19 protein-coding genes are annotated in these 25,884 nt (G+C 49.3%); 11 read left to right on the top strand and 8 right to left on the bottom strand.

The features are described 5' to 3' along the window. Positions 1-21: 21 nt before the first annotated feature. Together yhdP and tldD are read left to right on the top strand one after the other, a co-directional pair. Positions 22-3,828: an AsmA2 domain-containing protein YhdP gene (gene yhdP, locus DT73_RS05335; RefSeq protein ID WP_036105001.1), complete on the top strand. Its 3,807-nt coding sequence runs from the start codon at positions 22-24 to the stop codon at positions 3,826-3,828. Between the two features lie 87 nt (positions 3,829-3,915). After that, positions 3,916-5,361 (top strand): metalloprotease TldD, encoded by a 1,446-nt coding sequence (tldD, locus tag DT73_RS05330; protein WP_036104998.1) that lies wholly within the window; start codon positions 3,916-3,918, stop codon positions 5,359-5,361. A 63-nt stretch (positions 5,362-5,424) separates the two neighbouring features. Here tldD and aaeR read toward each other — a convergent pair whose 3' ends face one another. Continuing rightward, positions 5,425-6,357, bottom strand: coding sequence for an HTH-type transcriptional activator AaeR (aaeR, locus tag DT73_RS05325; protein WP_036104995.1), 933 nt, complete (start codon positions 6,355-6,357; stop codon positions 5,425-5,427). Between the two features lie 185 nt (positions 6,358-6,542). On the opposite strand from aaeR, the gene aaeX reads away from it, so the two are divergent. Genes aaeX through aaeB form a run of 3 tightly spaced genes read left to right on the top strand, consistent with a single transcriptional unit; the run spans position 6,543 to position 9,662 of the window. Next, a complete protein-coding gene (aaeX, locus tag DT73_RS05320) occupies positions 6,543-6,746 on the top strand; it encodes a p-hydroxybenzoic acid efflux pump operon protein AaeX (protein ID WP_036104992.1) in 204 nt (67 codons plus the stop codon). Between the two features lie 7 nt (positions 6,747-6,753). Then, complete coding sequence (gene aaeA, locus DT73_RS05315; protein WP_036104990.1) at positions 6,754-7,686, top strand: p-hydroxybenzoic acid efflux pump subunit AaeA; 933 nt, start codon at positions 6,754-6,756, stop codon at positions 7,684-7,686. A 5-nt stretch (positions 7,687-7,691) separates the two neighbouring features. Further along, positions 7,692-9,662 (top strand): p-hydroxybenzoic acid efflux pump subunit AaeB, encoded by a 1,971-nt coding sequence (gene aaeB / locus DT73_RS05310; RefSeq protein WP_036104987.1) that lies wholly within the window; start codon positions 7,692-7,694, stop codon positions 9,660-9,662. A gap of 83 nt (positions 9,663-9,745) precedes the next feature. Here the strand turns inward: aaeB and yhcN are convergent, their stop codons facing one another. Then, on the bottom strand, positions 9,746-10,009 hold the full coding sequence (gene yhcN, locus DT73_RS05305; protein ID WP_036104984.1) for a peroxide/acid stress response protein YhcN: 264 nt from the start codon (positions 10,007-10,009) through the stop codon (positions 9,746-9,748). A gap of 373 nt (positions 10,010-10,382) precedes the next feature. After that, positions 10,383-10,853 carry a transcriptional regulator ArgR gene (gene argR / locus DT73_RS05300; protein WP_036104981.1) on the bottom strand — a complete coding sequence of 157 codons (471 nt, stop codon included), beginning with the start codon at positions 10,851-10,853 and terminating at the stop codon, positions 10,383-10,385. A 408-nt stretch (positions 10,854-11,261) separates the two neighbouring features. Between argR and mdh the strand changes: the two genes are divergently transcribed. Then, a complete protein-coding gene (gene mdh / locus DT73_RS05295; RefSeq protein ID WP_036104979.1) occupies positions 11,262-12,200 on the top strand; it encodes a malate dehydrogenase in 939 nt (312 codons plus the stop codon). A 42-nt stretch (positions 12,201-12,242) separates the two neighbouring features. Here mdh and degS read toward each other — a convergent pair whose 3' ends face one another. From degS to zapG, 3 genes are all read right to left on the bottom strand, one after another. Further along, positions 12,243-13,310: an outer membrane-stress sensor serine endopeptidase DegS gene (gene degS, locus DT73_RS05290; RefSeq protein ID WP_036104978.1), complete on the bottom strand. Its 1,068-nt coding sequence runs from the start codon at positions 13,308-13,310 to the stop codon at positions 12,243-12,245. Between the two features lie 91 nt (positions 13,311-13,401). Continuing rightward, complete coding sequence (gene degQ, locus DT73_RS05285; RefSeq protein ID WP_036104975.1) at positions 13,402-14,769, bottom strand: serine endoprotease DegQ; 1,368 nt, start codon at positions 14,767-14,769, stop codon at positions 13,402-13,404. Positions 14,770-14,918: 149 nt separating this feature from the next. After that, the gene (zapG, locus tag DT73_RS05280) at positions 14,919-15,320 is read right to left on the bottom strand and encodes a Z-ring associated protein ZapG (RefSeq protein WP_036104973.1); all 402 of its coding nucleotides are present in this window, start codon (positions 15,318-15,320) and stop codon (positions 14,919-14,921) included. A gap of 213 nt (positions 15,321-15,533) precedes the next feature. Between zapG and zapE the strand changes: the two genes are divergently transcribed. From zapE to sspB, 5 genes are all read left to right on the top strand, one after another. Then, positions 15,534-16,664: a cell division protein ZapE gene (gene zapE, locus DT73_RS05275; RefSeq protein WP_036104970.1), complete on the top strand. Its 1,131-nt coding sequence runs from the start codon at positions 15,534-15,536 to the stop codon at positions 16,662-16,664. Positions 16,665-16,892: 228 nt separating this feature from the next. Next, complete coding sequence (rplM, locus tag DT73_RS05270; RefSeq protein ID WP_036104968.1) at positions 16,893-17,321, top strand: 50S ribosomal protein L13; 429 nt, start codon at positions 16,893-16,895, stop codon at positions 17,319-17,321. 15 nt (positions 17,322-17,336) lie between these two features. Next, a complete protein-coding gene (rpsI, locus tag DT73_RS05265) occupies positions 17,337-17,729 on the top strand; it encodes a 30S ribosomal protein S9 (protein ID WP_000829818.1) in 393 nt (130 codons plus the stop codon). Positions 17,730-18,045: 316 nt separating this feature from the next. After that, positions 18,046-18,684 carry a stringent starvation protein SspA gene (gene sspA, locus DT73_RS05260; protein ID WP_036104961.1) on the top strand — a complete coding sequence of 213 codons (639 nt, stop codon included), beginning with the start codon at positions 18,046-18,048 and terminating at the stop codon, positions 18,682-18,684. 5 nt (positions 18,685-18,689) lie between these two features. Then, a complete protein-coding gene (gene sspB, locus DT73_RS05255; protein WP_036104958.1) occupies positions 18,690-19,196 on the top strand; it encodes a ClpXP protease specificity-enhancing factor in 507 nt (168 codons plus the stop codon). Between the two features lie 149 nt (positions 19,197-19,345). Here the strand turns inward: sspB and DT73_RS05250 are convergent, their stop codons facing one another. Continuing rightward, positions 19,346-20,764, bottom strand: coding sequence for a glutamate synthase small subunit (locus DT73_RS05250; RefSeq protein ID WP_036104955.1), 1,419 nt, complete (start codon positions 20,762-20,764; stop codon positions 19,346-19,348). Positions 20,765-20,775: 11 nt separating this feature from the next. Next, on the bottom strand, positions 20,776-25,236 hold the full coding sequence (gene gltB / locus DT73_RS05245; protein ID WP_152552487.1) for a glutamate synthase large subunit: 4,461 nt from the start codon (positions 25,234-25,236) through the stop codon (positions 20,776-20,778). Positions 25,237-25,884: the final 648 nt, after the last annotated feature.

The raw sequence follows: 25,884 nt of genomic DNA, 5'->3' as shown, positions 1-25,884 counted from the left end.
CCAGCAGACAAGGAGAGAAATGTGAAGCGACTGCCGGGCATCTTGCTGCTCACCTTTGCTGCACTGGTTGTCGTTATTGCGCTACTGGTCAGTGGGCTGCGCCTTGCCTTGCCGCATCTGAATAGCTGGCGGGAACCCATTCTTGCTAAAGTTGAACAGGTTACCGGTATTCCTGTCGAAGCCAGTGAAATCCATGCTTCATGGCAGACATTTGGCCCAACCCTGGATATTCGTGACATCAATGTCCTCCTGAAAGACAGAGGCACCCTCACTATCAAGCGAGTCACGCTGGCGCTGGATATCTGGCAAAGCTTGTTACACACTCGCTGGCAATTCCGTGATCTTACTTTCTACCAATTAAACGCCGTGACCAATACGGCCATTTCCCATAACGGTGAAACGACAGATTTTGAGGTCAGCAAGCTCAATGATCTGTTTTTACGGCAATTTGACCACTTCGATTTGCGCGACAGCAACATCAGCTTTTTAACGCTTTCAGGCCAGCGAGCCAACTTACATATTCCTCATTTAACCTGGCTGAATGACAATAAACGTCACCGGGCCGAAGGTGAGATAAGCCTGTCCAGTTTTAACGGGCAACACGGGCTGGTGAATGTGCGCATGGATTTGCGTGACCAAAATGGCACCCTGAATTCCGGGAAAATCTGGATGCAGGCAGATGATGTCGATGTTAAGCCCTGGTTTGGTGAGTGGATGCAGGACAACGTTAAGTTGAATCGTGCACGCTTCAGCATGGCGACCTGGGTCAATATCAAAGACGGTGAACTGGAGAGCGCGGATATCTGGCTACAGCAAGGTGGCGCGGAATGGTCTGGTGACAAATTCCGGCATCAGCTTTCGGTACAAAATCTGCTTACCCATATCTCTAAGCTGGGCACCGGCTGGCAAGTGCAATTTCCGTTATCAGGTCTGAAACTGGATGAGCAGTCGTGGGCTCAGGGGAGTATGGTGCTTGCCTGGCTACCCGATGCTACAAAAAAAACGGCTACTCCAGCGTTTTCAGGGGGGGAACTACGCATTCGGGCGAACCAGTTGACTCCTGATTACCTGGCGCCGTTGCTCCCGCTGGCGGAAACATTTGCTCCCAAATTTGTCGATGTCTGGCGTACTCTGCACCCGGCAGGAAATATAGACTTACTGGCGCTGGATATTCCCTTAGATAAACCAGAAACATTGCGCATGCAGGCGCAGTGGCATGACCTTTCCTGGAACCAGTGGAAGCTATTGCCAGGTGCACAGCATGTTGGCGGCAATATTATGGGCAGCCTGAACAATGGCCGTCTTTTTATGAATATCCATGATGCCCGTATGCCATATGAGCATGTTTTCCGCGCACCACTGGAAATCGCACAAGGTGATGCCACTTTACGTTGGCAGAATGATGCTCAGGGTCTGCGGATTGACGGAAGTAATATCAATGTACAGGCCAATGGTGTTCAGGCTCATGGCGATTTCAGTTATCAGCACCCAGAAGGTGACCAGCCCTGGCTTAAAATACTGGCCGGGATCACGGCAACTGACGGGGGGCAGGCATGGCGCTATTTCCCGGAAAACCTGATGGGCAAACCGCTGGTGGATTATCTCAGTGGTGCGATTAAAGCCGGGAAAGCGCAAAATGCGACACTGGTTTACTCAGGAAACCCTCATTTCTTCCCATATCTGCATAATGAAGGTCAGTTCCAGGTTTTTGTTCCACTCAAAGACGCGACTTTTGCTTTCCAGCCAGACTGGCCTGCACTCCAGCATCTTGATATTGATCTCGATTTTCGTAATGACGGTTTGTGGATGAAGGCACCCAAAGCGATTTTGGGCGGGGTTACTGCCAGTAATCTGGACGCCGTGATTCCTGACTATGCTAAAGAAAAACTATTTATTGATGCTGATATCAAAGGACCGGGGGAATCTGTTGGACCCTATTTCAAACAAACGCCTCTGGCGGATACGCTTGGCACAACCCTTGATGAACTCAAACTGAAAGGAGATGTAAGCGCTCGCTTACATTTGGCTATACCTTTAGATGGTGAAATGACGACAGCGCAGGGAAATGTTTCTTTGCGTGATAACACGTTGTTGGTTGTTCCCCTTAACAGCACGTTGCATCACCTGAGCGGCGAGTTCAGCTTTAACAATGGCAATTTAACTAGTGGGCCGCTGCAGGCAACCTGGTTTAATCAGCCTCTTACCGTTGATTTCACAACACAAGAGCAGGAAAAAGCGTATCAGGTGGATATTAACCTGAATGGTAACTGGCAGGCTGCCAGTACTGGTGTATTGCCTGATGCTCTTAGCCAGAATTTAAAAGGTTCTTTCGGCTGGAAAGGGAATGTTGGGGTGACCTTACCTTATCGGGGGGATGCAACCTGGCAGGTAGACCTCACAGGTGACTTGAAAAATGTAAGTAGTCACTTACCTGTCCCGGCGGCTAAACCTGCTGGTGAGCCTTTGCCTTTGGTCATCAAAACGAAAGGTGACATGCACAGTTTTTCTCTGACCGGCAGCCTTGGGAAGAGCACGCACTTTAATAGCCACTGGTTACTCAATAAAAAACTGACACTGGATCGAGCTATTTGGGTGTCTGATTCGCGGAGTATTCCCCCGTTACCTGAAAACCAAATGGTGGAACTTAACCTTCCACCACTTGATGGTGCTCAATGGCTGGCTGTCTTACAAGCCGGGACGGCTGAAACAGTAAGCAACAGCGCGAGCTTCCCGGATGCTGTCACACTGAGAACACCTTCATTCCAGTTTGCAGGCCAGGCATGGAACAACCTCAATCTGGTGATGCATAAAGCTGCCGACAGCACAGTTGTTGACGTAACCGGGCGTGAAATTAATGGCAAATTAACCCGGCGTGAAAATACCCCATGGGATGTATCGCTGAACTACCTTTATTACAACCCGGTTTTATCTGAGCTCAAGGTTGATAAAACGGCTGAAAACACGTCGGCGGCGACCGGCAGTACAACTGATTTTAGCCAGTGGCCTGATTTGAATATGCGCTGCGCGGATTGTTGGCTGATGGGGCAAAAATATGGCCGTATTAACGCAGATTTAGCGATTAAGGGTAATACTCTTACGTTAACTCAGGGCCTTATTGATACGGGTTTTGCACGGTTGACGGCGAGTGGTGAGTGGGTTAACCAGCCGGGTAGTGAAAGGACATCGCTTAAAGGCGTCCTGAGCGGCAAGTCGATCGATAAGGCAACCGGCTTCTTTGGCGTTGGTACTCCGCTACAAGGGGCTTCTTTCAACACCGAATACGACCTGCACTGGCGCAATCTTCCCTGGCATCCTGATGTTGCCTCACTGAATGGGGTAATTAAAACCAAACTGGGTAAAGGCAAAATATCTGAACTGGAAACAGGGCATGCAGGCCAACTTCTGCGGCTGGTGAGTTTTGATGCCTTATTGCGCAAATTGCGCTTTGATTTCAGTGATACTTTTGGCAGTGGTTTTTATTTTGACTCCATCCGTAGCACTGCCTGGATTAAAGACGGTACGTTGCACACCGATGATACGCTGGTGGACGGGCTGGAAGCTGATATAGCAATGAAAGGTACTGTTGATTTGGTTAACCGGCAGTTGAACATTGAAGCTGCTGTGGCACCTGAAATTTCAGCAACTGTGGGGGTGGCTACGGCTTTTGCGGTGAACCCTATAGTTGGTGCGGCGGTGTTTGCCGCCAGTAAAGTTCTGGGGCCTTTGTGGAGTAAAATTGCCTTGTTGCGCTACCAAATCACGGGCCCGATAGATAAGCCGCGGATTAACGAAGTATTACGGCAACCTCGTAAAACCGCCACGCAATGATTTGACGTTAGCGATGAATTACCGCAAGCTCAATAGATAAAACATTTCACCACCCGTTGGGTGGTCAGCATAAGAGTAATAAGCACGATGAGTCTGAATCTGGTAACCGAGCAGTTATTGTCCGCGAATGGATTAAGTCATCAAGACTTGTTTTCTATCCTGGGTCAATTATCACAGCGTCGCCTTGATTACGGCGATCTCTACTTCCAGTCCAGCTATCACGAATCCTGGGTTCTGGAAGACCGTATTATTAAAGATGGTTCATGGAATATTGACCAGGGTGTCGGTATTCGTGCAATAAGCGGTGAAAAAACTGGGTTTGCTTATGCAGACCAGATTAGCCTTGAGGCCTTGCAACAAAGTGCCCGGGCCGCACGCAGCATTGTGCAGGAGCAAGGAGAAGGTCAAACCAAAGCGTTTAGCGCTGTAGCAACGCCCGCACGTTATATGCAGCTCGATCCACTGCAAGGTATGAGCCGTGAGGAAAAGCTGGATATTTTACGCCGTGTAGACAACGTGGCTCGTTCTGCCGATGCCCGCGTGAAAGAAGTGAATGCCAGCCTGACGGGTGTGTACGAGTTGATACTGGTTGCTGCCACGGATGGTACTTTGGCAGCCGATGTACGACCATTAGTCCGCTTATCAGTCAGTGTGCAGGTTGAAGAAGATGGCAAACGCGAGCGCGGCTCAAGTGGCGGTGGAGGCCGGTTTGATTATGCCTGGTTCCTTGAAGAAGAAGATGGCACAGTCAGGGCTGATTCCTGGGCGCACGAAGCCCTTCGTATGGCGCTGGTCAACTTGTCCGCGGTGGCTGCTCCAGCCGGTACACTGCCGGTTGTATTAGGCGCCGGTTGGCCGGGAGTATTGTTACATGAAGCCGTCGGGCATGGCCTGGAAGGTGATTTTAACCGTCGCGGGACTTCTGTATTCAGTGGCCAGATGGGCAAACTGGTGGCGTCTGAACTCTGCACAGTCGTTGATGACGGCACGCTGGCAAATCGTCGTGGTTCTGTTGCGATTGATGATGAAGGGGTGCCCGGGCAGTACAACGTACTGATTGAAAACGGCGTACTCAAAGGGTTTATGCAGGATAAAATGAACGCACGCCTGATGGATATGTCCCCGACAGGTAATGGCCGGCGTGAATCTTATGCGCACTTACCGATGCCGCGTATGACAAACACCTATATGCTGGCAGGCAAGTCTACACCAGAAGACATTATTGCATCCGTTGAATATGGCCTGTATGCCCCGAACTTTGGCGGTGGTCAGGTTGATATTACCTCCGGGAAATTCGTTTTCTCCACTTCAGAAGCCTATTTAATTGAAAAAGGGAAAGTAACGAAACCGGTGAAGGGGGCAACGCTTATTGGTTCTGGTATCGAAACGATGCAGCAGATCTCAATGGTGGGTAACGATCTCCGTTTGGATAACGGCGTCGGCGTCTGTGGTAAAGAAGGGCAGAGTGTTCCTGTCGGAGTGGGGCAACCGACACTTAAAGTGGATAACCTCACTGTTGGCGGAACGGCCTGATAACAGGAACAGTACAACATACGGGTTACATACCAGGCCGCCATTTTCATGGCGGCTTATTTTTTACCCCTGATTACTATGCCGACCATGCATTTCCTGGTAAGTCTCTGCAACGTTCACAAAGTATTCCATCAGCCAGTTAATACAGACTTGCACTTTCAGCGGTAATTTATCTTTTTGAGTATACAGCGCATAGACTGGGCGAGGATCAGACTGGTAGCGAGGCAGTAATATTTCCAGGTCTCCCCGTTTTATTTCATCCAGTACCCACATCAGTGGCACATAGGCAATCCCTGCACCTTCACTTAACCAGCGAGATAATGTCATAGGATCATTAGTAACAAACCGCCCCTGGGGGGTCATCCGCGTGGTTATCCCCTCTGGAGCAATCAACTCAAATTCATTATCCGGGCGAACGCTGTACTCCAGCCACGAGTGGTTACTCAGGTCGGCGGGTTTTTCCGGTATACCGTACTGGTTAAGATACTTTTTCGCGGCACAGATAACCATTGGCATGGCACCCAGGCGCCGGGAAAACAGGCTGGAATCACTCAGCGCACCAACACGAATAACTACATCCAGCCCATCGGCAATCAGGTCTGGTGCCGGAATACCTGTCACCAGGTTAACAGACAACCCGGGGTATTCTTTCAGCATGTTGGCTGTCATGACGGCCAGAATATTGTGCGCCATGGTTGAGGAGCAGCCAATGCGCAGTGTCCCTATCGGCGTGTTGTTAAACGCGTAAAGTTGTTCGTGTACTTCCCGCGCTTCGTGCAACATGCGCCGGCAGCCCTGATAATAAATTTTCCCCGCTTCAGTCAGGCCCAGGCTACGAGTGCTGCGATTAAGTAGTTTTACCTGAAGTTCATTTTCCAGTTTTGCAATAGTCTGGCTGATTGACGAGACACTCATTTGCAATTGCCTTGCCGCGGCGGTGAAACTCCCCAGTTCAACTACTTTGGCAAAGACTGACATCCGTTTAAGTCGTTCCATTATTCACTCTGGCTTAAAAGTGATTTAGATCACAGATTATAGATAACAGCATAACAGTTACGCTAATATATTATTATTAGATTGAGCACTGCGTAGTTCCTGCCTGCAAAATTCTTCGTTTGATGTGGCTACGGTGTGTTAACAAAATTAATGGTATCGCCTGCTCCGTTCATATCAGGACAAAAATGACTCTATTTCCGGTTATTGTAGTATTCGGCCTTTCGTTTCCGCCGATTTTTTTCGAGTTGCTATTATCGCTGGCACTATTTTGGGGGCTGCGTAGAGTACTGGTTCCCACTGGTATCTATGATTTTGTCTGGCACCCTGCATTGTTCAATACAGCTTTGTATTGTTGTCTGTTCTGGTTAATAACCCGCCTGTTTGTTTGAGGTAGAAGTGAAAACACTAACAAAAAATCTGACCCGCACGGCAATCACCGTGGTGTTGGTTATTCTGGCCTTTATTGCTGTATTCCGAGTTTGGTCGTTTTATACCGAGTCGCCCTGGACAAGAGATGCCCGCTTTAGTGCCGATATTGTGGCTATTGCACCGGATGTTTCCGGTTTGATTGAGCACGTTGATGTTCATGATAACCAGTTGGTGAAAAAGGGGCAGGTACTGTTCGTGATTGATCAGCCGCGTTACAAAGAGGCTCTGGCAGAAGCAGAGGCGGATGTTGCGTACTACCAGGCTCAGGTAGAAGAGAAACGTCGTGAAGCCATTCGCCGTAACCGCCTGGGGGTTGGTGCAGTGGCAAAAGAACAAATCGATCAGGCGAACAATAGCCTGCAGACAATGGAACACCAACTGGCAAAAGCCCGGGCAACTCGAGATGTGGCAAAACTAGACCTTGCGCGAACTGTTGTTTATGCCCCAGCAGATGGCTGGGTAACCAACCTTAATGTTTATGCCGGTGAGTTTATTACTCGTGGTTCAACATCCGTAGCGCTGGTGAAAGAAAATTCTTTCTATGTAGTGGCTTACATGGAAGAAACTAAGCTGGATGGCGTGCGGCCCGGGTACCGTGTCGAAATTACGCCTCTGGGGAGTAATAAGGTTTTACATGGTTCGGTAAATAGTATTGCCGCCGGGGTGACAAACGCCAGCAGCAGCCAGGATACGAAAGGCATGGCGAGCGTTGACTCAAACCTTGAATGGGTACGTCTGGCGCAACGGGTTCCGGTGCGTATTCACCTGGATAAGCAGTATGGCAACTTGTTCCCGGCAGGCACAACGGCAACGGTTGTTGTTACCGGAAAGCATGACCGGAATACTGAGAACATGTCTTTTATCAGTAAGTTTTTCCGCCGTTTTCGTGAGTTTGGTTAATTATCATGGGCTTTTTCTCCATCTCTCAGATTCATTTGCGCTTTGCTATCAAGCTGGCTACAGCCATTGTGCTGGCGCTGTTTGTGGGGTTTCATTTTCAGCTTGAGACCCCTCGCTGGGCTGTACTGACCGCTGCCATTGTTGCTGCGGGCCCGGCTTTTGCTGCAGGTGGAGAGCCTTACTCCGGGGCTATTCGCTACCGGGGAATGTTACGTATTATTGGGACATTCATTGGTTGTTTTGCCGCACTGGCCATTATCATTTTATTGATTCGGGCCCCGTTACTTATGCTGATAGTCTGCTGCATATGGGCGGGTTTTTGTACCTGGGTTTCTTCTCTGGTTCGGGTCGAAAACTCATATGCATGGGGGCTTTCCGGTTATACAGCGCTGATCATTGTAATTACCATACAGAAAGCCCCGCTGCTGACTCCGCAGTTTGCTGTAGAACGCTGCAGTGAAATCGTCATTGGGATAATGTGCGCTATTGTTGCTGACCTGCTGTTTTCACCGCGCTCAATTAAACAAGAAATTGATAAAGAGCTGGAAGAGATAGTCGTTGACCATTACCGGTTGATGCAACTGTGCATTGCGCACAGTTCTCGCGAAGATGTTGATAAAGCCTGGAGTAATTTGCTGCGACGCACGAATGCACTAAACGGGATGAGAAGTAATTTAAAATTGGAATCCTCCCGTTGGGATAAAGCGACTCGCCGTTTGAATGTTATCCACTCCTTGTCGCTGACCATGATAACTCAGGCTGCTGAAACCTTTTTGATTCAGAATACCCGCCCAGAAGCCGTACCCTCGGAGTTCCATTACTTGTTCGAACTGCCGGTTGAATCGGCCGCTGATGTTCACCGGCGGTTGAAACTGATGCGCCGGGTTATTTCAATCAGTGGTGATGATACACCCGTTACGATTTATACCTGGGTGGGCTCCGCAACTCGTTTTTTGCTGTTAAAACGTGGTGTTAACGCGAATACTAAAATCAGTGCCGTTGAAGAAGAGGTTCTCAATGGGGAGCCGGTTGTTAAGCCGGTATCAGCGGAACGCCATCATGCGATGATTAACTTCTGGCGCACGTCGGTGTCCTGTATTTTGGGTACACTGTTCTGGTTGTGGACGGGCTGGACATCAGGTAGTGGTGCGATGGTGATGATAGCCGTTGTCACTTCACTGGCGATGCGTCTGCCTAACCCACGTATGGTGTGTCTTGATTTTGTATACGGCATGCTGATGGCATTGCCACTTGGCGCACTCTATTTCCTGTTTATTATCCCCGCAACACAGCAAAGCATGCTTTTGCTGTGCCTGAGTCTGGCTATTCTTGGTTTTTTCATTGGGGTTCAGGTGCAAAAACGCCAGTTGGGTTCAATGGCGACGCTTGCCGGTACTATCAACATTATTGTGTTGGATAACCCCATGAAGTTTGATTTCAATTTTTTCCTGGACAATGCATTGGGGCAGCTGGTGGGCGTGGTGCTGGCTATGATCGTAATTTCTGTCATTCGGGATAATTCGCGCGAACAAACCGGGCAGAATATTTTGAACCAGCTTATGTCAGCCGCTGTATCTTCACTCACCACAAATGTGGTGCGCCGTAAGGAAAATCATTTACCAGCACTGTACCAACAATTGTTCCTGCTGTTGAATAAGTTTCCGGGAGATATTGCGCGCTTTCGGCTGGCGCTTAACCTGATTATTGCCCATCAGCGCCTGCGCGATGCCCCGGTTCCCGTAAATGATGAGTTGTCGGCTTTTCACCGGCAATTACGGCGCACAGCAGACCGTATTACGTCGTCATCCAATAATTTCCGGCGGCGTGAATACTTTCAGCGTTTGTTGCACGAGTTAGTTATTTACCAGCAAAAACTGGAGCAGTGGGATGCACCGCTTAGTGTTACCGAGCCAGTACGTCGACTTACAGAAATGCTGAACAAGTACCAGCACGCACTAACAGAAAGTCACTCATGATCGCAAAAAAGAAACCGGCATTATGCCGGTTTCTTTTATCAATCACGCCAGGATGGGGCTGTCAGTTCCCTGACAGTTACAATCTATTTGTATAACTCCGCCGTTGCATGCCAACTGTCGCCTGAACGCGCTTCAATAATATGGTAAGCGGAAGCGCCTTGTTCAGTGGCTTTCTTATTCAGCATCTGGTTCATATCCATTGGTGAACTGGCAACGCCGTCGACACTGATTGTACCGATTGGCTGGCGTGATTCTGCCTGCTCATCATTGATTTGCGTTGCGGCAAAAGCGCCAAACGACAACATGGAAAGCAGACTGGCTGTAGTAAGAGTTTTTGTCATGTTCATATCAGGTACCTCTGTTATCTTTTTTGTGTTGCTCATTATTCGTGAGCAGCGTCACAAAAAACAGTATAGTCTGCCTCTACAAAAAAGATAACAGGCTAATTATTTCATAATGAATATTTATTGTATAAGAAAATCTTTTTAGATCATTAATTCATAAAAACGTGTTTTTAATCAGGTTTTGTTTTTTAAATATAATAAAAATCAACTGGATATGAATATTTGATTATTGATGCGGTTTAATGCATGGGAATTGTCTGGTGGACAAGCCATAAACGGCAAAAGAGCGGAAAAGAAGGCCATGGCAGGAAGAAGCTGAGTGGGTTTACGTGTCTCAGGAATGGAGCCCTGGGGGCGCAAACCCATACAGTGGGATTCAGAGTTCTTGTTCGAAGAGCATCAGAATCGCGTCGTAGAGCTCTTTCACTGTGAAGTTACTGGCTGGCGTCGTGAAAATCGTGTCGTCACCAGCAATGGTGCCCAAAATCCCTTCAGCTTTACCAAGAGAATCAAGCAGGCGGGCAATTAACTGAGCTGCACCGGGGCTCGTGTGAATCACTACCACGGCATCGTTGTAGTCGATATCCAGTACCAGATTTTTGAGTGGACTGGACGTTGTCGGTACCCCAAGTTCTGCTGGTAAACAGTAGACCATTTCCATTTTTGCATTACGTGTTCGTACAGCGCCGAACTTGGTCAGCATACGGGAAACTTTCGACTGGTTGATGTTTTCAAAGCCTTGCTCCTGGAGAGCCTGAACGATCTCTCCCTGAGAGCTAAATTTCTCTTCTTTGAGAAGCGCCTTAAAAGCTTTTACTAATTCTTCTTGTTTAGCAGAGGCTCGCATAATTTACCTTCATTCAGGCCAATAAGTGGCATCATTATGCAATTAACTGAATTTTTATGCAAATGTATCCCGGCAACTGAATTAAATTGATGAAAGCCGCGGATTCTATCAAAAAATGTTATCCAGAAATATACCTGCATCACGTCTTAAATATGCGCTATAAGGTAAAGTAAATGTTATCAAAATGATGTTGTTTTGATTCATTCAGCAAGTTAAGAAAACCAGTATTGGAGTGCCTGTTTAGGAAGTGACTTACTGTCCACCCCGGAAAAGTATACGGAGTAAACAAAACACCGTAATACTTAGTAAACTGGCGGCGTGAAGATTGTATTTACTTCATCTCTGGATTATGGTCGCAACCCCTATGGAGTTAAGGCACTTATTGCTAACCATAATAAGGAGTTTAGGATGAAAGTTGCAGTCCTCGGCGCGGCAGGTGGTATCGGCCAGGCGCTAGCCCTTCTGCTTAAGACCCAACTGCCTTCTGGTTCAGAGCTGACTTTGTATGATATTGCTCCGGTAACCCCGGGGGTGGCAGTTGATTTAAGCCATATTCCTACCGATGTGAAAATCACAGGTTTTGCTGGTGAGGATGCAACGCCCGCTCTGGAAGGCGCTGATATTGTATTAATTTCCGCGGGTGTTGCCCGGAAACCTGGCATGGATCGTTCCGATCTGTTCAATGTGAATGCCGGGATTGTGAAGAACTTAGTGCAGCAAATAGCGAAAACATGCCCAACCGCATGTATTGGCGTTATTACTAACCCGGTTAACACTACAGTTGCGATTGCGGCTGAAGTGCTTAAGAAAGCGGGTGTTTATAACAAAGATAAGCTGTTTGGTGTCAGTACACTGGATATTATTCGTTCCAATACATTTGTTGCTGAGCTCAAGGGTAAAAGCGCAACGGATGTGAATGTTCCTGTTATTGGTGGTCATTCTGGTGTCACCATTCTTCCGTTACTTTCTCATGTTCCAGGTGTCAGCTTTACGGATGATGAAGTTTCGGCACTGACAACTCGCATCCAGAATGCGGGGACTGAGGTGGTTGAAGCCAAGGCAGGTGGCGGTTCAGCAACTCTCTCTATGGGCCTTGCTGCTGCACGTTTCTGCCTGTCACTGGTACGGGCAATGGAAGGTGAAGCCGGTGTTGTTGAATGTGCCTACGTAGAAGGTGATGGCGAATATGCTCGTTTCTTTGCTCAGCCACTGTTGCTTGGCAAAAATGGCATTGTAGAGCGCCAGTCCCCTGGGGTTTTAAGTGCGTTTGAAAAACAAGCGCTGGAAGGGTTAATTGACACGCTGAAGAAAGATATTGAGCTGGGCGTGGATTTTGTAAACCGCTAACATAACCACATGGGCCGTCTCCCGGCCCATGTTTGTTTTTTATCAGTTTGTTGCCGGGTATTCCTGGACTGTCACCATCAACGTCATTTTCTGTTCACCACGCATAATTTCAACCGGGATGACTGAACCTGGGCGGATTTCAGCCACCTGATCCATGGCCTCCAGAGCAGAAAGCGCAGGCTTATGGTTTACCGATAAAATCACATCGTTGATTTGGATACCTGCTTTTGCCGCAGGCCCGTCTGGCGCCACGTCACTCACGACAATACCTTGTATCTGGTCCAGACCGGATGTTGCAGCTGTATGCATGGGCATCACTTCTCGACCGGTGATACCTATATAGCCACGAATTACCCGCCCATCACGAATCAGCTTATCCATGATGCGGGTTGCAAGGCGAGTAGGGATGGCAAACCCCAGGCCCTCAGGTGTCTCGCCGTCATTACTTTTATCGAATGAGAGCGTATTGATCCCCATCAGCTCACCCAGTGAATTAACCAGTGCGCCCCCCGAGTTACCATGGTTAATCGATGCATCGGTTTGCAGAAAATTTTGCCTGCCACTCGGGTTAAGACCAATTCGCCCGGTCGCACTAATGATACCCTGAGTAATGGTCTGCCCCAGGTTATAAGGGTTGCCAATCGCCAGCACAACATCGCCAATATGTGGCACTCTGTGTGGGTTAATGGGAATAACAGGCAGATTTGTGGCGTTAATTTTTAGTACAGCCAAATCAGTCAGGCTGTCAGACCCAACTAATAATGCCTCGAAGACCCTGCCATCCTGCAAGGCAACGATGATTTGGTCTGCATTATTAATAACGTGCTTATTGGTAAGGATATACCCTCTGGCATCCATTATGACCCCGGAACCGAGGGTGCGGATTTCCAACTGGTTATGGGTACTACCATTACTACTGCGGTTGTAAACGTTAACCACAGCCGGTGCTGCCCGGCGTACAGCCTGGTTATAACTAACCGGTGATTCATCTGCACTGGTGAACTTACTCACCGATGCAGGCACCATTGTGCGCAGCGAAGGCACAGCGAGCACCAGAATGCCACCGACAAATAAACCAATTAGTGCTGACCGCAATAGCTTCAGAATCATGGATGTATATTGTGATTAATGGAGTAAACAGGAAGGGAGCATACCATGAGTTTACCAGCCACCGCATTGCGGAGGCTGGTAATTATGTTACTTAGCGCAAAAGCAGATAAAGATTGGTATCACCACGTAAGATATTCAACGCAATAACCGATGGTTTATTTTCCATTATCTTGCGCATTTCAGCGATGGAATGAACACGTTCACGGTTAACACCGACGATTAAATCATCTTTATTCAGCCCGGCTCTTGCAGCTGCACTACCTTTATCTACCGCATCAATATGTACACCCTTGGTTCCGTCTTTCAACTGACCATCACTGAGTGTTGCACCCTGTAGTGCGGGTGATATTAGTTCAGCACTGGCAGAAGATGCGGTGCTCTTATCGAGAACGACCTCGACTGAAAGTGCTTTACCAGCACGCAGCAGCCCCAGTTTTACTTTGGTTCCGGGCTCAGTTGTAGCAATTTTTGCCCGCAGTTCAGCAAAACTGTTGAGCGGTTTACCATTCAGGCTGGTTATCACGTCGCCTGCTTTGATTCCCGCTTTGGCTGAACCAGAACCTGGTAGTACTTCGTTTACGAACGCACCCCGCTGGATGTTCAGATTGAAGGCTTTAGCCAGATCTCCATTCAGCTCCGTACCACGAATCCCCAGTAACCCACGCTGAATTTCCCCGGAGTGAATAAGCTGGGTTGCCAGCGTGATAGCCATATTGCCCGGAATAGCGAAACCAATACCGATACTGCCGCCACCCGGAGCAAGGATTGCCGTGTTAATCCCTATCAGTTCACCCTTCAGGTTAAGCAGTGCACCACCCGAGTTACCGCGGTTAATTGAAGCATCTGTTTGAATGAAGTTTTCCAGCCCTTCAATATTCAGCCCACTGCGCCCCAGTGCGGAAATAATGCCGGAGGTCACTGTTTGCCCCAGACCGAAAGGGTTACCCACGGCAACGGCGAAATCCCCCACTTGCAACGCGTCGGAATCAGCAATTTTAATTTGAGTGAGCTTTTCGGGATGCTGAATTTGCACAACGGCGATATCACTCTGCGAATCGCTGCCAATCAGTTTGGCATCGAACGTACGGCCATCGTTTAACTGGACACTGATTTTATCTGCATGCTCAATAACGTGGTTATTGGTAAGAACATAACCTTTTGCTGCATCGATAATCACACCGGAGCCTAAACCTTCAAATGGCTGGGCTTGTGGGTCTGAACCGTCATCACCAAAGAATTTTTTCAGTTCATCAGGAATTTGTTGGCTCTCTACGGCGCTGCCTTCCACCTGAATGCTGACAACAGCCGGAAGCACTTTTTCAAGCATTGGTGCAAGGCTTGGAATGGCAGGTTGCCCAGGAACCTGTGAAGGCAGGGCGGCCAGTGAAGCTGCAGGAACAGACAATCCGATGCCAAGCGCTAATGCGACAGCACAAAAAAGTGGAGTTGTTTTTTTCATTAATACAGGCTCCCATTGACTTGCTTGAAAACAGCTATCCTGAGTGGATTGATAGTATTGAATATACCAGGAATGAACAACTTGTATAACGTGTAGCCGCAACCACGCAAAAAAATAGGGTGCCGAAGCACCCTGTCGTTTACCAGGCGTTAGCTGCGTTTTACTTTTTCGTTGCGCAGAAGCCCGGATGCGCCTTCAGAGTAATCTCGCGGTATTTGCACCGGCGCCTGGTCGTTGTTGGCTTCTGAATCTTCCAGCCGATTGCGGAACGGGTTAGTTTCATCGCTCATTTCTGGTAACAGGCTGGAAGAGCTTTTCGCCATATGCTGGTACAGCTGGCGGTAATCACGCGCCATGTTATCCAGTAATTCGGCACTTTGGGCAAAATGGCTTACCAGCTCTTCCCGGTATTCTTCCAGTTCTGCTTTATTTTTCTCCAGCTCATACTGTAATGCCTGCTGCTGGCGAAGCTTACGGTTGCCAAAACGCATCGCGACGGCGCCAATAATGATACCGACGACTAACCCAATTAGCGCGTATTCCCAGGTCATGAACATCTCCCATTTATTGTTTGGTCGTAGGGTTAACTGCGAGGCTTACCTTCTGTTATGTCCGTGCCATCGCTTTATAACTGCCACTATAACCGTTAATTCATGAGAAGTGGAATCCTGCTGGTGTATCGCGTAGTGTAGAACGGCCTTTTTTTAGACAAAAGAGTAATGGCAACTCGTTAATTAGATTGCTAAGGAAGTAAGAATAACACCATGCAAACCCTCTCTCCGGCATCGCGGTATGAATTGGCGCTTCGCGATGGGCAGTTTCAGCCTGACAATGTTCAGCGCGATGCAATTACGCGTCTGGACGCTATTTACCAGGCATTGATCGCACGGCAGGCGGCTCCTCATGCTGAGCCAAAAGGCCTGACAGGAAAGATTTCCCGCTGGTTTAATCGCCAGCCAGACACCCCACAGCCTGTAACAGGCCTTTATATGTGGGGTGGCGTAGGGCGTGGGAAAACCTGGCTTATGGATATGTTTTTCCAGAGTATTCCGGGTGAAAGAAAGCTGCGGCTGCATTTTCACCGTTTTATGCTGCGTGTCCATGAAGAACTAACCCGGTTGCAGGGGCACAGCGATCCGCTGGAAATTGTGGCCGACAGCTTCAAAGCCCAGGCAGACCTGCTTTGCTTTGATGAATTCTTTGTTTCTGATATTACCGATGCGATGCTGCTGGGCGGGTTGATGCAGGCTCTGTTTTCCCGGGGGATTACGCTGGTGGCAACGTCGAATATTCCGCCAGAGAATCTGTATCACAATGGATTACAGCGCTCGCGGTTTTTGCCTGCCATTGCTGCAATTCAGGCTCACTGCGATGTGATGAATGTGGATGCCGGAGTGGATTACCGCCTGCGTGCGTTAACACAGGCACATTTATGGCTTTCGCCTTGTAATGCAGCTAACCAGGAGCGCATGGGGCAATTATTTCAAACGCTTTCAGGTTCACCATGGCACGATGGGCAGGGTGAAGTACTGGAAGTAAACCATCGTTCACTGGCGACGCTTGGCAGTGCTAATCAGACGCTGGCTGTGACGTTTGATACGTTGTGTGTGGACGCACGCAGCCAGCATGACTACATCGCGCTGTCACACCTGTTTCATACCGTGATGCTGTACAACGTACCCGTTATGGACACGCGTGTTGAGAATGCCGCCCGGCGTTTTATTGCACTGGTGGACGAATTTTATGAACGCCAGGTGAAGCTGGTGGTTCTTGCGCAAGTGCCTTTGTTCGAGATTTATCAGGGCGAACACCTGAAGTTTGAATTCCAGCGTTGCCTGTCCCGGTTACAGGAAATGCAAAGTGAAGCTTATTTGCAGGCACCGCACCGGCCATGACCCTTGCGCACTGCTGCTGAAAATCAGAAAAAAGGGTCGATCTTTACTAGTGACTTCTCTATAATCTTGCGACCCCACGTTACAACAAAGTTTTTTTCCCGAAACTTTAGAGTGCCGGTGAAAACTATCCGAGGGGGTAGGTTTACTGGACAATGTCGTGTGAACCTCAACTGATTTTAAGCGTTTGGGTGTTCACCAACGTGTAACTATTTATTGGGTAAGCTTTTAATGAAAACTTTTACAGCTAAACCAGAAACCGTAAAACGCGACTGGTATGTTGTCGACGCGACCGGTAAAACCCTGGGCCGTCTGGCTACCGAACTGGCTCGTCGCCTGCGCGGTAAGCATAAAGCGGAATACACTCCGCACGTTGATACTGGTGATTACATCATCGTTCTGAATGCAGATAAAGTTGCTGTTACCGGCAACAAGCGTTCTGACAAAATGTACTACCACCACACCGGCCACATCGGTGGTATCAAAGAAGCGACCTTCGAAGAAATGATTGCCCGCCGTCCTGAGCGTGTGATTGAAATCGCGGTTAAAGGCATGTTGCCGAAAGGCCCGTTGGGCCGTGCTATGTACCGTAAACTGAAAGTTTACGCAGGTAACGAGCACAACCACGCGGCGCAGCAACCGCAAGTTCTGGACATTTAATCGGGATATCAGGCAATGGCTGAAAATCAATACTACGGCACTGGTCGCCGCAAAAGCTCCGCCGCTCGTGTGTTTATCAAACCGGGCAACGGTAAAATCGTTATCAACCAACGTTCTCTGGAACAGTACTTTGGCCGTGAAACTGCCCGCATGGTAGTTCGTCAGCCGCTGGAACTGGTCGACATGGTTGAGAAACTGGATCTGTACATCACCGTTAAAGGTGGTGGTATCTCCGGTCAGGCAGGTGCAATCCGTCACGGTATCACCCGCGCTCTGATGGAGTACGATGAGTCTCTGCGCTCTGAACTGCGTAAAGCTGGCTTCGTCACTCGTGATGCTCGTCAGGTTGAACGTAAAAAAGTTGGTCTGCGCAAAGCACGTCGTCGTCCGCAGTTCTCCAAACGTTAATTGCTCTCTGCTCAGCAGATTGCATTGGCGAAAAAACCCGGCCTGGCCGGGTTTTTTTATATCTGTACAATGCTGTAGTTACCTGCCTGGCAAGTGTGTTTTTCTGTTAATTCCCACAGCCCTTCACCACAAGTACAACAAAATCTGGTAAACTATCATCCAATTTTATGCCCCAAAGCTGGTATCTGTTTATGTTTTAGCCGGATTGCCTGGTGCAAGTGACTACAACAACAGACTCAGGGCGCCCATAATCTGGCTGGCCGCTCCGCTGTAGCGGTTAGTGGCAGTAATTTTCTGAATATACTTGGAGGTTTTCATGGCTGTCGCTGCCAACAAACGTTCGGTGATGACGCTGTTTTCCGGTCCTACTGACATCTATAGCCATCAGGTGCGTATTGTCCTGGCGGAAAAAGGTGTAAGTTTCGAAATCGAGAATGTGGAAACGGATGATCTGCCTCAGGATCTGATTGACCTCAACCCGAATCAAAGTGTTCCTACTCTGGTTGATCGTGAACTGACGCTGTGGGAATCCCGTATCATCATGGAATATCTGGATGAGCGTTTCCCGCACCCACCGCTAATGCCGGTTTACCCGGTTGCACGTGGCGAAAGCCGCCTGTATATGCACCGTATTGAAAAGGACTGGTATAGCCTGATGAACATCATCATGGCTGGCACCGGGGACGTAGAAACTGCACGTAAACAGTTGCGTGAAGAGTTAATGGCTATTGCACCTGTGTTTGGTCAGAAGCCTTACTTCCTGAGCGATGAGTTCAGCCTGGTCGATTGCTATTTAGCTCCGCTGCTGTGGCGTTTGCCACTGATGGGCATTGAGATTGCCGGTGCTGGTGCTAAAGAACTGAAAGGTTATATGACCCGTGTCTTTGAGCGCGATGCATTCCTGGCTTCTTTGACGGAAGCAGAGCGTGAAATTCGCCTGCACACCCGGGGCTAATACCAATGGAAATGTCTCAGTTGTCACCTCGCCGTCCATATCTGCTGCGTGCTTTTTATGACTGGTTGCTGGATAACCAGTTGACGCCGCACCTGGTAGTAGATGTGACGCTGCCGGGTGTGAACGTACCCATGGAATATGCCCGGGACGGACAAATCGTGCTTAATATTGCGCCTCGTGCTGTCGGTAACCTGGAGTTAGGGAACGATGAGGTGCAGTTTAATGCCCGTTTTGGTGGCATTCCTCGTACGGTTTCCGTACCTATGTCTGCTGTTTTGGCCATCTATGCCCGGGAAAATGGCGCAGGCACGATGTTTGAGCCTGAACCTGCCTACGAGCAGGATGACGAAAACGCCGCACAGGTTGCAGAGTCTGAGGGTGAATCACCCGATAACACCATGATGTCAGTGATTGATGGCGATAAACCTGATACCCCGGCAGAAAGTGATAACCCGGACAACGATCCACCACCACCACGAGGTGGCCGCCCGGCATTACGGGTTGTGAAGTAACCATACTGATTGGTTAATAGTGAAAACCGGGGACGTTACCCCGGTTTTTTTACGCCTGTCGTTCCCTGCCCACCAACGTAAAAAAAGCCAGTCAGCGTGGACTGACTGGCTTTGACGGATGAGCTAATGCTCATTTGTTGCCGTGTTCGTTACACTTCCAGGAAGTTCATAATGCCATCTGCGGCTTTACGGCCTTCTGCAATCGCAGTAACAACCAGGTCGGAACCCCGCACAGCATCACCGCCGGCAAAGATTTTCGGGTTGGTTGTTTGGTAAGGGTTATCCGTGTGTTCTGGTGCCAGAATGCGCCCCTGGTTATCCAGTTCTACGCTGTGTTTTTCCAGCCATTCCATACGGTGCGGGCGGAAACCAAATGCCATGATGACGGCATCAGCCGGAACCACATGTTCAGAGCCTGCGACGATTTCAGCACGACGGCGCCCTTTGGCATCCGGCTCACCCATTTCTGTGCGCGCCATTTTCACGCCGCTTACTTTGCCGTTGCCATTGACTTCAATACCTAATGGCTGAACATTGAACTGGAATTCAACACCTTCTTCACGCGCATTTTTAACTTCGCGTTTGGAACCTGGCATGTTTTCTTCATCGCGGCGATAAGCACAGGTAACATGTGTGGCACTCTGGCGAACAGAGGTACGTACACAGTCCATTGCAGTGTCCCCACCACCAAGAACCACTACACGCTTACTTTGCAGGTTAACGTAAGGCTGTTCCGCGTCTTCCTCAAAGCCCATCAGTTTACGTGTGTTGGCTATCAGGAATGGCAGTGCATCAAACACACCTGTGGCATCCTCATTTTCGAGCCCGCCACGCATAGACTGATAAGTCCCGACACCCAGGAATACCGCATCATACTCGTTCAGCAAATCGTCCATCTGGATATCTTTGCCTACTTCTGTATTCAGACGGAACTCCACACCCATACCGGTAAAGATTTCCCGGCGAGTGCTCATAACTTCTTTGCCCAGTTTGAATGCCGGGATACCAAAAGTGAGCAACCCACCAATTTCTGGATGGCGGTCAAAGACAACTGCTTTCACGCCATTACGTGTCAGGACATCGGCGCATGCCAGGCCAGCAGGGCCGGCACCAATGATAGCAACTCGCTTACCAGTGGGTTTAACACCACTCATATCTGGCCGCCACCCCATTTCGATGGCTTTATCATTGATATAGCGTTCAATATTACCGATGGTGACAGCACCAAACTCATCATTCAGCGTGCAGGAACCTTCACACAGGCGATCCTGCGGGCAAACGCGACCACATACCTCCGGGAGGCTGTTGGTCTGGTGCGACAACTCAGCTGCTTCAACAATACGCCCTTCATTGGCAAGCTTCAGCCAGTTTGGAATGTAGTTATGTACCGGGCATTTCCATTCGCAGTAAGGGTTGCCGCAGGACAGGCAGCGGTCTGCCTGTGCTTTAGCCTGGCCTTCTGAGAAGGTTTCATAAATTTCTACAAACTCAATTTTTCGAATCTTGAGCGGTTTTTTCGGCGGATCAACGCGCTGCAGGTCGATAAATTGATAAACGTTTTGACTCATTGTATGACCTCTTACTGCGCCTGCACCCGCAGCTCAGCTGCGGAACGACTACGGTGACCCAATAATGCTTTTACATCACTGGATTTCGGTTTAACCAGAGCAAATTTCGCTGACCATACCGGCCAGTTCGCCAGAATCTCTTCACCGCGATGAGAGCCGGTAAACTGAACATGCTCAGTAATCATGCCACGCAGGTGTTCCTCGTGAATGGCAAGCTCATCAACATTCAGGACTTCAACCAGTTCAGGGTTAACGCGTTTACGGAACTCGCCGTCTTCATCAAGAACATACGCGAAACCCCCTGTCATACCGGCACCAAAGTTCACACCTGTCTTACCGAGAATGCAGACGATACCGCCAGTCATATATTCACAGCCATTATCACCAATGCCTTCTACAACAGTGATGGCACCAGAGTTACGGACTGCAAAACGTTCACCGGCACGCCCGGCAGCATACAACCGGCCACCGGTTGCACCATACAGGCATGTGTTACCGATAATGCTGGCTTCATGGCTGCGGTATGCTGAACCCACAGGTGGGCGAATTGCAATTAAGCCGCCAGCCATACCTTTACCTACATAGTCGTTTGCGTCACCCGTCAGGTGCAGTTCAACGCCACCGGCATTCCATACACCGAAGCTCTGGCCTGCTGTGCCGGTAAAATGCGCCACGATAGGGTCTGCCGCCAGGCCCTGATCACCATGATGGCTGGCAATATGGCCAGACAAAGACGCACCAACAGAACGGTCAGTATTGCGAATATCGAACCAGAAAGTTTTGCTCTGTTTATTTTCGACATAAGGCATCGCCTGGTTAAGCAACTGGGCGTTTAACTCGCCTTTATCGAACGGCGGGTTCTGCTCTGTGCAATACAGCGCTTTTCCTGGCAATGGTTCAGCTGTTTCCAGCAGGCGCGATAAATCCAGTTTTTGCTGTTTGGCAGTAAACCCATCCAGTACGCCGAGTAAGTCTGTACGGCCAATCAAATCGACCAGACGTGTTACACCCAGAGAAGCCATAATTTCACGGGTTTCGCGGGCGATAAACTCGAAGTAATTGGTCGCTTTCCACGGTAAACCATGGTAGTGATTACGGCGCAGTTTCTCATCCTGAGTCGCAACACCGGTCGCACAGTTGTTCAGGTGGCAAATACGCAGGTATTTACAACCCAGGGCAACCATAGGACCCGTACCGAAACCAAAGCTTTCCGCACCCAGAATCGCGGCTTTAACGATATCGACGCCTGTTTTTAATCCGCCGTCAACCTGCAGACGAATTTTGTGGCGCAAACCATTCGCGACCAACGCCTGCTGGGTTTCCACCAGGCCTAATTCCCATGGGCAGCCAGCGTATTTCACTGAGGAAAGCGGGCTTGCGCCAGTACCACCGTCGTAACCGGCAATGGTAATCAGGTCTGCATAGGCTTTTGCTACCCCGGTGGCAATAGTACCCACACCAGGTTCCGATACCAGCTTGACGGAAATCATCGCTTTAGGATTGACCTGCTTCAGGTCAAAAATCAGCTGAGCCAAATCTTCGATAGAATAAATATCATGGTGCGGTGGTGGTGAAATCAATGTCACACCCGGCACTGAGTAACGCAAACGCGCGATATACGGGGTGACTTTATCACCAGGTAATTGCCCGCCTTCACCCGGCTTGGCACCTTGCGCTACCTTGATTTGGATAACATCTGCATTTACCAGGTAAGCCGGAGTAACCCCAAAACGGCCAGAGGCAACCTGCTTAATACGGGAAACTTTGTTGGTCCCATAACGTGCCGGGTCTTCACCACCTTCACCGGAGTTGGAGAAGCCACCCAGACTGTTCATTGCTTCTGCCAGGGATTCGTGAGCTTCAGGGCTCAGCGCACCAATGGACATAGCTGCAGTGTCAAAGCGTTTGAACAGTTCGGTTGCTGGTTCCACATGCTCAATATTGACGGTTTCCCCTTGCGGCGTGATTGACAGTAAATCACGCAGAGTGGCTGCGGGGCGCTCATTAACCAGTTTGGCATATGCCTGGTAGTCTGAGTATTCACCAGTCTGTACTGCCTGTTGCAGTGTACGAACTACGTCCGGGTTGTAAGCATGGTATTCGCCGCCATGGACATACTTCAATAAACCGCCTTGTTCCAGTGGTTTACGCGCCAGCCAGGCACGCTTGGCCAGGTTAGCAAGGTCTTGCTGGAAATCACTGAACCCGGCGCCACCAATACGGCTGACCACGCCCTGGAAGCACTGACTGGCAACATCATCATGCAGGCCAACCGCTTCAAACAGTTTTGAACAACGGTAAGAGGCAATAGTAGAAATGCCCATTTTGGACATGATCTTGTACAGGCCTTTGTTGATCCCGTTGCGATAATTAAGCATCGCTGTACGGTAATCTTTCTCAAGCGCGCCACCATCAACCAGTTTCGCCAGTGATTCATAGGCCAGATAAGGGTAGATAGCTGTGGCACCGAAACCTAACAGGACTGCAAAGTGGTGTGGGTCCCGGGCACTGGCTGTTTCCACAATAATGTTGGCATCACAGCGCAGGCTCTGGTCTACCAGACGAGTCTGGATAGCGCCCACAGCCATTGGTGCAGGAACGGGCAAACGCTCTTTAGAGATATTTCTGTCTGAAAGCACCAGTAAAACGGTTCCTTCACGAACCATTTTTTCTGCCTGGTCGCACAACGCTTTGATAGTCTCTTCCAGAGAGGCTTTGGCCGGATCAAAGGTAATATCCAGCGTGTCCGCACGGTAATGTTCTTCATCCAGCGAAGTCAGTTGCCGGAAATCAGAATAAAGCAGAATTGGTGACTTAAAGCTCAGGCGGTGTGCCTGGCCTTCCGCTTCACAAAAGACATTCATCTCGCGGCCAATGCTGGTCGCCAGTGACATGACATGGGCTTCACGCAGCGGATCGATTGGTGGGTTGGTCACCTGTGCGAATTGCTGACGGAAATAGTCATAAATAATGCGGGGTTTGCTGGACAGCACGGCAAATGGCGTGTCATCACCCATCGAGCCAACCGCTTCCTGACCATTTTCACCCAACACGCGAATCACCTGATCCAGTTCTTCACTGCTGTAGTTGAATTGTTTCTGGTAACTGCCCAGCAGGTCATCACTTAATTCGCGGGCACCGACCTGGTCATCCGGCAAATCTTCGAACGGTACCAGACGGCGCACGTTGCGCTCCATCCACTCTTTATATGGATGGCGGCTTTTCAGGTCATCATCGGTTTCTGCTGAGTGCAGGATACGGCCGATGCGTGTATCGATAACCATCAGTTCGCCGGGGCCAACACGCCCTTTTTCTACCACTTCGTCGGGTTGATAATCCCAAATGCCTACTTCAGAGGCACAGGTGATCAACTTATCTGTCGTGATGACATAACGCGCCGGGCGCAGACCGTTACGGTCAAGGTTACAGGCGGCGAAACGCCCGTCAGACATTACGATCCCTGCCGGGCCATCCCATGGCTCCATATGCATGGAGTTGAAGTCAAAGAATGCACGTAACTCAGGATCCATATTCGGGTTGTTCTGCCAGGCTGGTGGAACCAGTAAACGCATGGCACGAATAATGTCCATCCCGCCACTTAGCAGCAGTTCCAGCATGTTATCCAGTGAACTGGAGTCCGAGCCTGTTTCGTTAACGAAGGGCGCGGCATCCTGCAGGTCAGGGATCAGTGGCGTTTTAAATTTGTAAGTACGTGCTTTTGCCCACTGACGGTTGCCTGTAATGGTATTGATTTCACCATTGTGTGCCAGGTAACGGAACGGCTGAGCCAGAGGCCAGCGTGGTACGGTGTTAGTTGAGAAACGTTGGTGGAACAGGCAAATAGCCGATTCCAGACGTAAATCAGCCAGGTCCAGGTAAAAACGCGGCAAATCAGCCGGCATACACAGACCTTTATAAATGTTCACCAGGTTAGACAGGCTGCAAACGTAGAATTCTTTATCGTTGAGCAGGCGCTGTTCAATACGGCGACGGGCAACAAACAGGCGGCGTTCCATATCACGCGGGCGCCAGCCTGCGGGAGCATTAACAAAAATTTGCTCAATACGTGGTAAAGAGGAGAGGGCGATTTCACCGAGCACACCTTCGTTGGTCGGCACATCGCGCCAGCCAACAATTGAAAGTGTTTCCCGCTGCAATTCTTCTTCTACTACCTGACGACTTGCCTGGGCCAGCGTATCGTCCTGGTTAAGGAATAACATGCCAACAGCATAGTTTTTCGCCAAACGCCATCCGCGTTCTTCAGCAACGATGCGGAAGAAGCGATCGGGTTTTTGCAGTAGCAAACCGCAGCCGTCGCCGGTTTTACCATCGGCAAGAATTGCGCCACGGTGCTGCATCCGGGCCAGTGCGTGGATTGCGGTACGCACTACCTTGTGGCTAGGTTCGCCTTCTATGTGGGCGATCAGGCCGAAACCACAGTTATCCCGTTCGAGGGATTTATCGTACAACATATCAGTGAACCTCCCCAGGCTCTACGGGATTCCCGAGACCGATTGCGTTAAGGCGTAACAGGGGACAGGCGACGGGGTGTGCATACTCAGTATGCGTGCCTCGCATGTCGCCCTCTTATCGACTCGACGTTTTACATCGGTGCACAAGTGTTGAGGACTTGCTTCAGAGGGAATCTCAATTACTGCATAAATATGATGAGCAGAGAACTCATCGAGAAAGCTTCCAGCGGACTCCCAAGTTAGCGAGAATCGCTACTCAGGTCAAATGGCATTCTTATTTGTACAAAAAAGAAGGAAAAACAACTTAACATAATGATATTAAATTAAAAAATAACTTTTTTACATTCAGTTTACCTAAATCTGGCTCAACAGGGAATGTGACCTGTATCACTGTGTAATTGTGGTGCCAATGCGATTTGTCACTGGTATTTTCTAAACTTCCAGTATTTTTTACCTGTTGATGCCGTTTTTGTAATTGATGAAACTGTTTTTGGCTTATGAAGAATTTTTGTCGAGAAATAAAATTCACATAAGGAAAAGTAATCGTCAGTAAAGTGAGTGAAAAAACGTTTATTGTGAATTGTTATTCATTTGAATAAAGGCGGCCGGGGCGCTTGATCCAGGTCATCGCCGTCGGTTAAGGAAAGT

The sequence above is a fragment of the Mangrovibacter sp. MFB070 genome, from assembly GCF_000705335.1.
In the GTDB taxonomy this organism is placed as follows: Bacteria; Pseudomonadota; Gammaproteobacteria; order Enterobacterales; family Enterobacteriaceae; genus Mangrovibacter; species Mangrovibacter plantisponsor.
This window is presented reverse-complemented; position numbering and strand designations above follow the sequence as displayed.

What these genes read in the sequence shown, in the direction of transcription:
- tldD (WP_036104998.1), top strand. Translation starts at nt 3,916, where the DNA reads ATGAGTCTGAATCTGGTAACCGAGCAGTTATTGTCCGCGAATGGATTA.
- aaeR (WP_036104995.1), bottom strand. Translation starts at nt 6,357, where the DNA reads ATGGAACGACTTAAACGGATGTCAGTCTTTGCCAAAGTAGTTGAACTG.
- aaeX (WP_036104992.1), top strand. Translation starts at nt 6,543, where the DNA reads ATGACTCTATTTCCGGTTATTGTAGTATTCGGCCTTTCGTTTCCGCCG.
- aaeB (WP_036104987.1), top strand. Translation starts at nt 7,692, where the DNA reads ATGGGCTTTTTCTCCATCTCTCAGATTCATTTGCGCTTTGCTATCAAG.
- yhcN (WP_036104984.1), bottom strand. Translation starts at nt 10,009, where the DNA reads ATGAACATGACAAAAACTCTTACTACAGCCAGTCTGCTTTCCATGTTG.
- argR (WP_036104981.1), bottom strand. Translation starts at nt 10,853, where the DNA reads ATGCGAGCCTCTGCTAAACAAGAAGAATTAGTAAAAGCTTTTAAGGCG.
- mdh (WP_036104979.1), top strand. Translation starts at nt 11,262, where the DNA reads ATGAAAGTTGCAGTCCTCGGCGCGGCAGGTGGTATCGGCCAGGCGCTA.
- degS (WP_036104978.1), bottom strand. Translation starts at nt 13,310, where the DNA reads ATGATTCTGAAGCTATTGCGGTCAGCACTAATTGGTTTATTTGTCGGT.
- degQ (WP_036104975.1), bottom strand. Translation starts at nt 14,769, where the DNA reads ATGAAAAAAACAACTCCACTTTTTTGTGCTGTCGCATTAGCGCTTGGC.
- zapG (WP_036104973.1), bottom strand. Translation starts at nt 15,320, where the DNA reads ATGACCTGGGAATACGCGCTAATTGGGTTAGTCGTCGGTATCATTATT.
- zapE (WP_036104970.1), top strand. Translation starts at nt 15,534, where the DNA reads ATGCAAACCCTCTCTCCGGCATCGCGGTATGAATTGGCGCTTCGCGAT.
- rplM (WP_036104968.1), top strand. Translation starts at nt 16,893, where the DNA reads ATGAAAACTTTTACAGCTAAACCAGAAACCGTAAAACGCGACTGGTAT.
- rpsI (WP_000829818.1), top strand. Translation starts at nt 17,337, where the DNA reads ATGGCTGAAAATCAATACTACGGCACTGGTCGCCGCAAAAGCTCCGCC.
- sspA (WP_036104961.1), top strand. Translation starts at nt 18,046, where the DNA reads ATGGCTGTCGCTGCCAACAAACGTTCGGTGATGACGCTGTTTTCCGGT.
- sspB (WP_036104958.1), top strand. Translation starts at nt 18,690, where the DNA reads ATGGAAATGTCTCAGTTGTCACCTCGCCGTCCATATCTGCTGCGTGCT.
- DT73_RS05250 (WP_036104955.1), bottom strand. Translation starts at nt 20,764, where the DNA reads ATGAGTCAAAACGTTTATCAATTTATCGACCTGCAGCGCGTTGATCCG.
- gltB (WP_152552487.1), bottom strand. Translation starts at nt 25,236, where the DNA reads ATGTTGTACGATAAATCCCTCGAACGGGATAACTGTGGTTTCGGCCTG.